Origin of the sequence: Pseudovibrio sp. WM33, from assembly GCF_001623165.1 — a bacterium.
Taxonomy (GTDB): domain Bacteria; phylum Pseudomonadota; class Alphaproteobacteria; order Rhizobiales; family Stappiaceae; genus Pseudovibrio.
Window position 1 is genome coordinate 74,137 of record NZ_LMCK01000016.1, and the last position, 10,188, is coordinate 84,324.

The 10,188-nt window shown below is 50.2% G+C and carries 7 protein-coding genes and 2 tRNA genes; 4 read left to right on the forward strand and 5 right to left on the reverse strand.

Annotated features, from left to right (window positions below; genetic code table 11):
- Nucleotides 1-6: 6 nt before the first annotated feature.
- The 3 genes from PsWM33_RS04240 to parE form a co-directional block, all read right to left on the reverse strand.
- Nucleotides 7-1,065 carry a GGDEF domain-containing protein gene (locus tag PsWM33_RS04240; RefSeq protein ID WP_063299339.1) on the reverse strand — a complete coding sequence of 353 codons (1,059 nt, stop codon included), beginning with the start codon at nucleotides 1,063-1,065 and terminating at the stop codon, nucleotides 7-9.
- A gap of 110 nt (nucleotides 1,066-1,175) precedes the next feature.
- Entirely contained in the window at nucleotides 1,176-2,609 is a 1,434-nt protein-coding gene (locus PsWM33_RS04245) for a DEAD/DEAH box helicase (protein ID WP_063299340.1), read from the reverse strand.
- Nucleotides 2,610-2,816: 207 nt separating this feature from the next.
- On the reverse strand, nucleotides 2,817-4,907 hold the full coding sequence (gene parE / locus PsWM33_RS04250) for a DNA topoisomerase IV subunit B (RefSeq protein ID WP_063299341.1): 2,091 nt from the start codon (nucleotides 4,905-4,907) through the stop codon (nucleotides 2,817-2,819).
- Between the two features lie 592 nt (nucleotides 4,908-5,499).
- On the opposite strand from parE, the gene PsWM33_RS04255 reads away from it, so the two are divergent.
- Together PsWM33_RS04255 and PsWM33_RS04260 are read left to right on the forward strand one after the other, a co-directional pair.
- A complete protein-coding gene (locus tag PsWM33_RS04255; protein WP_208989601.1) occupies nucleotides 5,500-6,396 on the forward strand; it encodes a tetratricopeptide repeat protein in 897 nt (298 codons plus the stop codon).
- A gap of 390 nt (nucleotides 6,397-6,786) precedes the next feature.
- Nucleotides 6,787-6,863, forward strand: a tRNA-Pro gene (locus PsWM33_RS04260).
- A gap of 352 nt (nucleotides 6,864-7,215) precedes the next feature.
- On the opposite strand, the gene PsWM33_RS04265 is transcribed toward PsWM33_RS04260, so the two are convergent.
- On the reverse strand, nucleotides 7,216-8,706 hold the full coding sequence (locus tag PsWM33_RS04265) for an inorganic phosphate transporter (protein ID WP_193778273.1): 1,491 nt from the start codon (nucleotides 8,704-8,706) through the stop codon (nucleotides 7,216-7,218).
- A gap of 586 nt (nucleotides 8,707-9,292) precedes the next feature.
- Between PsWM33_RS04265 and PsWM33_RS04270 the strand changes: the two genes are divergently transcribed.
- Both PsWM33_RS04270 and PsWM33_RS04275 read left to right on the forward strand, forming a co-directional pair.
- On the forward strand, nucleotides 9,293-9,598 hold the full coding sequence (locus PsWM33_RS04270; RefSeq protein WP_057465385.1) for an ETC complex I subunit: 306 nt from the start codon (nucleotides 9,293-9,295) through the stop codon (nucleotides 9,596-9,598).
- Nucleotides 9,599-9,677: 79 nt separating this feature from the next.
- Nucleotides 9,678-9,754: transfer RNA gene (locus PsWM33_RS04275), tRNA-Arg, on the forward strand.
- A 73-nt stretch (nucleotides 9,755-9,827) separates the two neighbouring features.
- On the opposite strand, the gene PsWM33_RS04280 is transcribed toward PsWM33_RS04275, so the two are convergent.
- On the reverse strand, nucleotides 9,828-10,151 hold the full coding sequence (locus PsWM33_RS04280) for a tyrosine-type recombinase/integrase (RefSeq protein ID WP_082826869.1): 324 nt from the start codon (nucleotides 10,149-10,151) through the stop codon (nucleotides 9,828-9,830).
- Nucleotides 10,152-10,188: the final 37 nt, after the last annotated feature.

The following is a 10,188-nucleotide window of genomic DNA, read 5'->3' on the forward strand; positions in this document are numbered from 1 at the left end:
GCGCTGCTAAGCAACCTGTGTCACGCTGGGGATCTTCTTCTCTTCCTCAGCTTTCACAAGGTTGCGGCCAGCTTTCTTGGCAGCATAAAGCGCCAAATCAGCGCGAGACACCATACTCTCAGCACTGTCACCAGCCCGGAATGTCGATATACCGATTGAAATGGTGATGCGACCTAGGTTTTCACCAGTTGACCGTTTTACCAATTCTTTTGCTACAACGTTCTTACGGATCTTCTCCGCAATCACCTTTGCATCTTCAATGGTGGTTCTTGGAAGAATGATGCCAAACTCTTCACCACCATAACGACACGCAATATCGTTGTTTTTGACATTCTGCTTCACCGCCAGCGCCACAAGTCGCAGAACCTGGTCGCCGGTCTGGTGCCCATAGTTGTCATTGAACTGCTTGAAGTGGTCGATATCTGAAATCAACAAGGAGAGGGGAGCATGGCTCTCTTCAGTCTCTTTAACCGCACGCACAAGACTCTGATCGAAATGCTTGCGGTTGTTCAGTGTGGTTAGCTCATCGGTGAGCGATTCATAACGGATCGCCTCCAAACCTTCCTGCAAGACGCCAATCTGACGGCGAGAATCAACCAGTTGCTCGCGGAGCTCTTGATTACTCTCTGCGGTCTCAGTGGTCAGTTTTGCAAGATGAATGACAAGCTTGGAAAGCTGAGAACGATCACTGACATTCTCAAGAGCGCTCAACGTACGGGCCAGCTCTTCACCGTATTCGGTGGTTTTGAGTGTTCCCTTATCAAGCGCAGAAATCAGTTCCCGAACTTCCTCCGAGATCTTGTCGCCAACTTCGTCAATGCGCTCACCCAAACGGTTTGGCGACAAAAAGCGGTTATAGATCTTCTGAGTCTCTTCAGGAGAAATTTTGCCATCGCGGGCAAGAATTTTATTGATGGTCCGGTTCAGGGCCCGGTTAAACCCGGAAGCGTAAGAATACCACAGCTCATAGTTGCGTGGAAACGCTGGAAGCTTATTCGTCTTGATGTAATCGAGCGCACTGTCTGCATAAACAATCGTACGCTTGAATTCGTCTTCTTGACTCATGATTGCATCACCGCGTCACGGAAAGGGCTACCCCATAATTAATAAGCTAATTTAACATTAGCTTATTTAATGGGATATACCTAACCAGTGGTTAACCTCAGGAAAATGGGCTATCGGCTTTGAACTTTGGAACGAGTTTCCCGCAGCAGGAAGGCCGGAACATGGCTTGCATTACGGAAAATCGCATCATCTTTAGGCTGGTTAGCACGGCGACCGCCTCTTGGACGAGGTGGAGCAGCACGACGCTCAGCATGCACTGGAACCATAGGTTGTTCTTCAAGACCAGCTGGTACAGATTCGGTTTCCTGAACGACTGCTTCCTGAACTTCAGCCTTAGGCTTACGTGAGCGGCTTTTTTCTTTTGGAGTGCGGGTAGAACGGCGGCGAGACTTTTTGTCATCGGCAGGCTTGGAGAAATCAACTGGCTCTCCGACCCACTCGAGCTCTTTACCAATCATGTCGTTAATCGCTTGCAATGCTTTCTGGTCCTTGCCCGTCACAATGGAAATCGCAGTACCCTCACGGCCTGCACGCCCGGTACGTCCAATCCGGTGGACGTAGTCTTCTGCATGAATAGGAAGATCAAAGTTAAAGACGTGGCTCACGGTTGGAATGTCAAGACCACGTGCAGCAACATCACTGGCCACCAGAACCTTGATGTGACCCTTTTTAAAGTTGTCCAACATAGTCATGCGAGAGCGCTGGTCCATGTCACCGTGAAGTGCACCAACAGAAAACTCATGACGCACAAGCGAACGGAAGAGGGTAGCTACATCGCGTTTCCGGTTGCAGAATACGATCGCATTCTGCAAATCTTCAGCGCCTTCGATCAGCTCACGCAATTTTGCGCGCTTCTCATAGTCTTCCGCGTCAGCGGCAGCAATGCGCTGCGTCACAGTATCTGCAGTTGTAGAAGCTTTCGCCACTTCCACCTTTGCAGGGTTCTGCAGGAACGTGTCCGTCAAACGCTGGATCTCTGTCGGCATAGTTGCAGAGAAGAACAGGGTCTGGCGAGTGAACGGGATAAGCTTACAAATGCGCTCAATGTCTGGAATGAAGCCCATGTCCAGCATGCGGTCAGCTTCGTCGATTACAAGAATATCGACGCCCTGCAACAGCAGCTTACCGCGCTCGAAATGATCAAGCAGGCGGCCAGGCGTTGCGATTAAAACATCAGCGCCACGCTCAAGCTTGCGGTCCTGTTCAGCAAAGGAAACACCGCCAATCAGCAGTGCAACGTTCAGCTTGTGATTGACACCATATCGATTGAAGTTGTCTTCCACCTGCGCTGCAAGCTCACGGGTTGGCTCAAGAATAAGAGTTCTTGGCATCCGGGCGCGCGCACGGCCTTTTTCCAGAAGTGTAATCATCGGCAGCGTAAAGCTTGCCGTTTTCCCGGTTCCAGTTTGAGCAATCCCGAGGACATCTCTACGTTCAAGAACGTAAGGGATGGCGCCTGCCTGAATGGCAGTCGGTTCTGTATAGCCAGAGGCTTCTACAGCGGCGAGAACTTTCTCACTAAGTCCGAGAGTGGAAAACGACATATTTCATGTTCTTTACGATAATTGAGGAGAGAAGCTGGAAGCCGTATGAGTTACAGGTTTCTCCAACCAGTTTGGCGGAACACTACATTTCTAAGCAGCGTTGTCAATAAATTCTGCGGTATAACCGATATATTCCTTCAAGTTATGCCAAGGTTGCCGAGTTATAACCTACGCAAAACTCAGCAACTATTCAGAATTAAGGGTCTTTTAAATATCCAAATCAGTCGCGAACTCTGCCCGCTCCTGAATAAAGTTGAAGCGTGCCTCAGGTTTGTTACCCATCAACTGCTCAACCGCATTGCGGGTTTCGCTCACTTCATCCTCGCCAACAACTACTTTAAGCAGTGTCCGGCGCTTTGGATCCATGGTGGTTTCCTTCAGCTGAGCTGGCAACATCTCACCCAACCCCTTAAAACGGCCAATTTCAATCTTGCCATTCTTTTTAAAGCTGGTTTTCAAAAGCTGTTCACGATGCGCGTCATCTCGGGCATAAAGCGTCTTGCCACCCTGACTGATCCGGTACAGCGGAGGAACAGCAAGGTAGAGATGGCCGTTATTGACCAGATCCGGCATCTCTTTATAGAAGAATGTGATGAGAAGGGCTGCAATATGGGCCCCATCAACGTCCGCATCGGTCATGATAACAATGCGCTCATAACGCAGATCTTTATCATCATAATGAGAGCGTGTTCCACACCCAAGTGCCTGAATAAGATCAGACAGCAGCTGGTTTGCGACCAGCTTGTCCCGGCCAGCGTTCGCAACGTTCAGGATCTTGCCGCGCAGTGGTAAAACGGCCTGTGTTGCACGATTACGAGCTTGTTTCGCTGAGCCCCCCGCGGAATCACCCTCCACGATAAACAGTTCAGTGCCATCAGATTTGCTTGTTGAGCAATCCGCGAGCTTACCGGGCAGGCGAAGGCGACGAACCGCAGTCTTACGTGCGACATCCTTCTCCTGGCGACGCTTCAAACGTTCTTCAGCACGATCAACCACCCACTCAAGCAGTTTGTTTGCCTGATTAGGAGAAGCGGTCAGCCAGTGGTCAAACGCATCGCGGACGGCGTTTTCAGCAATACGGGTTGCCTCATTCGTGGCCAGCTTGTCTTTTGTCTGACCAACAAACTCAGGCTCGCGCACGAACACGGAAAGCATACCAGCTGCTGACGTTAAAACGTCGTCACCCGTAATAATGGAAGCCTTCTTGTTGCCAATCAGCTCGCCATAGGCCTTCAGGCCGCGGAGCAGGGCATAGCGCAGGCCCGTCTCATGCGTCCCACCTTCTGGCGTTGGCACAGTGTTACAGTAAGAGTTGACAAACCCGTCGCCAGCAAACCAGGCAACAGCCCATTCAACTGAGCCGTGCTTACCCGTCGCCTGTGTGCGACCTGCAAAAACTTCGTCAGTAACGCGGCGCTCTTTACCAAGAGCCTCTTCCAGATAATCCTTCAGGCCGCCAGGGAAATGGAAAGTCGCAGTCTCAGGCACTCCATTGGCTTCATCGGCAAGAGCCTTGGCACAGCGCCAACGAATCTCCACACCGCCAAACAGGTAAGCCTTGGAACGCGCCATCTTCATCAAACGGGCGGGTTTGAACTTGAGTGTCTTGCCGAATATTTCCGCATCCGGCTTAAACCGCACCATGGTGCCACGGCGGTTGTGAACATCCCCAACCAGCTCAAGGCCGCCATCAGCAAGGCCACGACGGAATGTCTGGCGATACAGCTTGCGGTTACGCGCAACCTCAACAACCAGCTCTTCGGAGAGCGCGTTGACAACGGAAATCCCCACACCATGAAGACCACCAGAGGTCTCATAGACTTTACTGTCAAACTTACCGCCGGCATGCAGGGTCGTCATAATGACTTCCAGCGCGGACTTGTCTTTATATTTAGGATGCGGATCAATCGGGATACCGCGGCCATTATCAGTAATGGTCAGATAGCCATCATCGCCCAGGGAGACATCAATCCAGCTGGCGTGGCCTGCAACGGCCTCATCCATGGAGTTGTCAATCACTTCAGCGAACAGGTGGTGCAGCGCCTTTTCATCCGTGCCGCCAATATACATTCCCGGGCGGCGACGCACAGGCTCCAGGCCTTCAAGCACTTCAATGTCAGCTGCGGTGTAATCACCCTCAGCGCCGACAGAAGCGGCCCTGCCTGCGGATGATGGCTTTGCAGGTGAGGTCGGTGCGCTTGCGGCTGGTGCTTGTTTCTTCTCAGTGCTGCCAGAAGAGGATGTCAGCTCATCCATGCTTTTGGTAACATCTGCAAACAGATCATCAGGCGTGCTCATCGTACCTCTTTGGTCTTGCGCTTAAATAGTCTCGAATCAAACGGCAGTCTTGCAGGACTGAGAGAAAAGGGCAAAGATCTGCCGGAGTTCTACTCTTGTTCCTTGTGGGTAAGCGCCAGACATACGCCTTTTCGCTTACCTGAATGTGCCGAACCCCACCAAAAGCGGGCATCTGATGCCATATGCGCCATTCGCGGCGAAAATACAAATGGCATTTGTGATTGCCCAAGGCCTGTGACCAAAACTTTACACCGGACATACACACGGCAGTTACGTCATCTGCTGCAGATTGTTGCGAGCATGCAACAGCATTTTGCGCTGACCCGAATGGTGGAAACTGACACTGGTTCATGAATGGCAAATTGGATAGTTTGCCTTGTCCATGTTTGAGAGATGGTCGAACTGTGTAGGATTTTTGTCAATCAGATAGAAAGCTAGGCATTTGTAAGATCATTTGTGACAATTTGAAGGTATGTCACCTTTGGAAACAAAATTGACATTTTTTCCTTTCATAGCCTGATCACGCAACGACGGTATGAAAAGATAAGAAGTCAGAACCACTGACAAGTAGGCAGTGGTCAAGTGAGGCACTTTGATAAAAGCTCTGTTTAAAGATGAAATGGGAACGCACCACAATGCGTTGACGCGTCTTGTAACAAGCTTGAGCTGCGCCTCGGTTCTTATCCTTCTCGCACTCAACAGTGCACATGCTCTGGATACCAACAAAAGCGCAAGTGCAATGGCTGCCGTCAATCAGATGGCAAATGTCACACCTCAGCAAGCCTTGAGGGAAGGGGCCCGCGCTTACTACTCCGGTGAAAAAGACAAGGCGCTCTCTCCACTTCGCTATGCTGCTGAAAACGGACAGGCTATGGCAGCCTGGAAGCTCGGCAGAATGTACGCGCAAGGAGACGGCGTGCCAGAAGATGATCTTCAGGCGTTCCAGTATTTTTCCCAGGTCGTGCGCGAATACTCTTCCGATGGCCCCAAAGCACGCTCAGCCCCATTTGTCGCAAGCGCACTTGTCGAACTGGGTCGCTACTTCCTGACAGGTATTGGCGATAGCCCGGTTAAACAGAACACGCACAAAGCACGTGAGGTGTTCACCTACGCTGCCTCCTACTTTGGCGATGCGGATGCGCAGTACAATCTCGGCATTATGTATCTCAACGATAAGCTGCCAGATCATGACCGCCGTCTTGCTGCTCGTTGGCTGAAACTTGCCGCTGTAAAAGGCCACGTCGGAGCCCAGGCCAAGTTTGGTGAATTACTGTACTTCACAGAAGAACTGACAACCGCACGCATGACCGGCCTGAAATGGATGACCTTGGCGCGCCGGCAAGTGGTTGGCGGCGATAATGAAGCCTGGATTGTCTCTCTCCACGAGAAGGCATTTTCCCTGGCCTCTGAAAAAGAGCGCCGCAAGTCTGCTGAATGGGCAGATGCATGGCTGGTTAAGCGTGGCCACGTGATTGCTTCAAGCAACTAATCCACTCCCTTCTGATTTTCTTTTAAAATATGACTTGACCACTCATGTTATTTCTGCGATTTAAAACATGAGTTCAATATTCAAGTTTTGTTATTGACCTCTGTTTGGCGATTGTAGACCCCGATTGCGGGTCTCTGGAATGTACTTGGGGTGAGTCTTTTAGGCTCACCCTCTTTTTTTGCCCGCACGCAGCAGAAAAGCTAAAATTTTCACAGTCTTCACGCACATTGTTTAAGCCTCTGAAATTTCAGTCTTTTCAACAGCAGGATGCAGTTTTTGAAATTTTCTCGCATGATTTGGGAAAAACTATAAAACACGCTTGCCAAGCTTTAAAACTCTGCCTATATACCTGCCTCAACAAGACGCCGCAGGGCGTCACGTTGATGAGATCGGAGCATAGCGCAGCCTGGTAGCGCATCTGGTTTGGGACCAGAGGGTCGCAGGTTCGAATCCTGCTGCTCCGACCATCTTCCCTTTTTCTTCCCCTAAATTTCGAGATTCAAGTAGACAGCATTGCTGTCTTTTATGCTTTTGTGCCCTCATATCTGCACAAAGTAGCGCTCCATTTGCATCTACTGTCGCACGACTCATTCAGCAGCATCGCTTTTTAATTGAAACGGGCAGGGAAGGTCACTGACAGCACCTCTCAACCAATCTCGGAATAGGTCACCCTAAGTGCAAGCTAGCGCTCTGCGGCCCCTTAAATGCTCTATTGGAAAGCCGCAATACTCGCCATAAAACTACAGCCAATGCGCACATAGAAAAAGCCCGAAGGCGAGGGCCTCCGGGCTTCTTAAATCGTACGACTGTGAAACCTGCTTAGAACACGAAGAGATCCAGCACGTAGAACAGAGCGGCTGACAGGATTGCGGCCAACGGAACCGTAATCACCCAAGCAGCAATGATGGTCATGAAGTGCGAGCGGCGCACCAGCATGCGGCGCTTTTCGTCTTCTTTCACAGTGTTCTGCTTAAAGCTTTCCATGCCAGTGCTTTCTTTCACGAAAGCAATGCGGCGCTTGGACTTCATTGTGTACCACTCACGGAAGAAGCCAACGCCGAAGATTGCGCCAACTGCAATGTGCGTGGAACTCACCGGAAGCCCCAGCCAGCTCGCGAAGATCACTGTGATCGCAGCAGATAGGGAGACACAGTAAGCGCGCATCGGGTTCAGCTTGGTGATCTTCTCGCCAACCATACGGATCAGCTTAGGACCAAACAGCATCAGACCGAAAGAAATACCAAACGCACCGATCAGCATAACCCAGAGAGGAATTGTCACAGCTTTCGCAATACCACCTTCCTGAACGGTGTGGACGATCGCAGCAAGAGGACCAATCGCATTCGCAACATCGTTCGCACCGTGGGCGAAGGAAAGAAGCGCTGCGGAGAAAATCAAAGGCCAACGAAACAGGATACGCAGGGACTGGTTCCGGTTTTCCATACCTTCAGACTGCTTGCGGATTAACGGACGACAAATAGCCAGTGCAGCAACAAAGGCAATTGCGCCAAGCAGTAGAGCGACCTCAATGTCGATCTTTACGATCTTCTTCAAGCCCTTCATTGCCAGATAAGTAGCAAACGCAGCGGCCATAATCGCGATCAGCAGCGGCACCCAACGACGGGCAGCAGCAATCTTGTCTTGCTGGTAGATAATGAAGGATTTGATGAAGGCCAGGAACAAGGCCGCAATAATACCACCCAGAACTGGAGAGATGACCCAGCTTGCAGCAATGCCGGACATGGTGCCCCAGCTGACAGAGCCAAAGCCAGCAGCAGCAATACCGCCGCCCATCACACCACCAACGATAGAGTGGGTGGTGGAGACGGGAGCACCGATCCATGTTGCAAGGTTCAGCCAGACAGCTGCAGAGATCAGCGCCGCGAGCATCAGCTTCACAAAGTCTGTGTAGTCTGTAATTTGCGTTGCGTCGATAATGCCCTTGGAGACCGTCTTCACGACGTCACCACCGGCAATCAAAGCGCCAGCACTCTCAAAAATGGCTGCAAGCAGCAGGGCGCCGCCAATAGTAAGAGCCTTTGAGCCAACAGATGGACCCACATTGTTTGCTACATCATTTGCACCGATATTAATCGCTAGATAAGCACCAATACCTGCAGCAGCAACAATAATAATAGCGTTTGGATGGTCAGAGACATAAAAACCAGCCATCGCCATAGCGAACATTAGAAAAACAAATGCGACCGCAGGAGCAACCAATGGACGTGCCATTGCATTGCCGGCCAGCTCTAGCCTGGAAAACTTTTCTAAGTCTTTGTCTAGAGTAGGTTTTTTTCTAAGGTTAGACATGCTGTATACTTTTTTCGCCGCGTCTTCTTCGCGTAGTTTCTCATGCACCTGGCAGCAGGCATAACACCTGACTACAATTTTGCACCCACCCTTCATCACAGGACAAAGGCAGGTGAGCGCACATCATTGAATGTGGCAGTGTTGCCCACAAATGAGCGGGCACCAGAAAAGCACTCGAGGAACTTTGTGTATTAAAGCTACCTTCAAGCGCTTTTATTTCCAGTGAACGCTCAGTTCGCGCGCAAACTAGTTTTGTCTCCGGTATATTTCAAGTTAAAATTACCTATAAACTTTGGAGAAGTAACTAGTCACAGAAATATCACGAAAGCTTCGCAATTTCTTAATTAAAAATCGCCCAACGTCAAGTCCGGTAATACTGGAAATAAAACCGCAATTATTGCACCGGCTAGCGCAATTATTGCACTTAAGGCCGCAATGAGTGCATCTATAGCTATTTACTAAGAGAAATCGGTATAGCTTGACCAAGTGCATTGACACCAATGGCATAATTGGAGAAGAAACAGGAAAACTGGTATATCGCGTTGGAGAGTGTGTTTCCGAATCCAATGCGAAAAAGAGAGGTTACATGGTAGCTCGCATTTACAATCCAGCCAAAACTGCAATGCAGTCCGGAACAGCCAAAACCAACAATTGGGTGCTGGAGTTCGATCCACAGTCCCCAAAATCCATTGATCCACTGATGGGCTATACGTCATCAGGTGATATGAAGCAGCAGGTAAAGCTGAAGTTCCCGACCAAGGAAGAAGCGGTCGCCTACGCAACACGCAACAATGTTGCATACCGCGTTGATGAAGAAAGCAAACGCAAGCACCGCCGCGCATCCTATTCAGATAATTTCCGTTTTGACAGATTATCTCCGTGGACACATTAAGTTTCAGCATTGAGATTATTCTCTAACGGCCTTATGAAACATCCCATGCAACGGGCGATCCACTCGCCCTTGCAAAAGCGGTCCCTTAGCTCAGCTGGATAGAGCACCGGCCTTCTAAGCCGACGGTCGCAGGTTCGAATCCTGCAGGGATCGCCAATTATTTCAATGAGTTAGAGCCGTACTTTTGAAAACGGACCCGACTGTTTTACAGCGTGTTTTACAGTTCTGTTCACTTTCTGGCTCGATCCATTCCCAATATTACTTGATCGCCAAGCGTCTGAGTTTTGCTCAGATAGTGCTTTTCTAAGATGGTTTCCACATCTTTGAGGCTATGCCCGGATAGGGCAGCAATCTGCGGAACTGTTGCTCCTGCTTCAGCCCACCTTGTAACCGCAGTGCCTCGCAAATCATGGAAAGTTCTTCCCGACACTTCAGCTGCTTTCATGGCTTTCGACCACGAAGTCTTAAAGCCATCACTTGTCCAAGGTTTCCCGCGTGAGTTGGTCAGCACGAAAGTAGATAGTTGCTCGCTGCCTTTCTGTCTTCTCTTCAGCTGTCAATGAGCGTTCAAAATTGATCCGGCATCATCA

Bases quoted from the DNA above. Each gene is read 5' to 3' on its own strand.
- PsWM33_RS04240 (WP_063299339.1), bottom strand. From the start codon at position 1,065: ATGAGTCAAGAAGACGAATTCAAGCGTACGATTGTTTATGCAGACAGT.
- PsWM33_RS04245 (WP_063299340.1), bottom strand. From the start codon at position 2,609: ATGTCGTTTTCCACTCTCGGACTTAGTGAGAAAGTTCTCGCCGCTGTA.
- parE (WP_063299341.1), bottom strand. From the start codon at position 4,907: ATGAGCACGCCTGATGATCTGTTTGCAGATGTTACCAAAAGCATGGAT.
- PsWM33_RS04265 (WP_193778273.1), bottom strand. From the start codon at position 8,706: ATGTCTAACCTTAGAAAAAAACCTACTCTAGACAAAGACTTAGAAAAG.
- PsWM33_RS04270 (WP_057465385.1), top strand. From the start codon at position 9,293: ATGGTAGCTCGCATTTACAATCCAGCCAAAACTGCAATGCAGTCCGGA.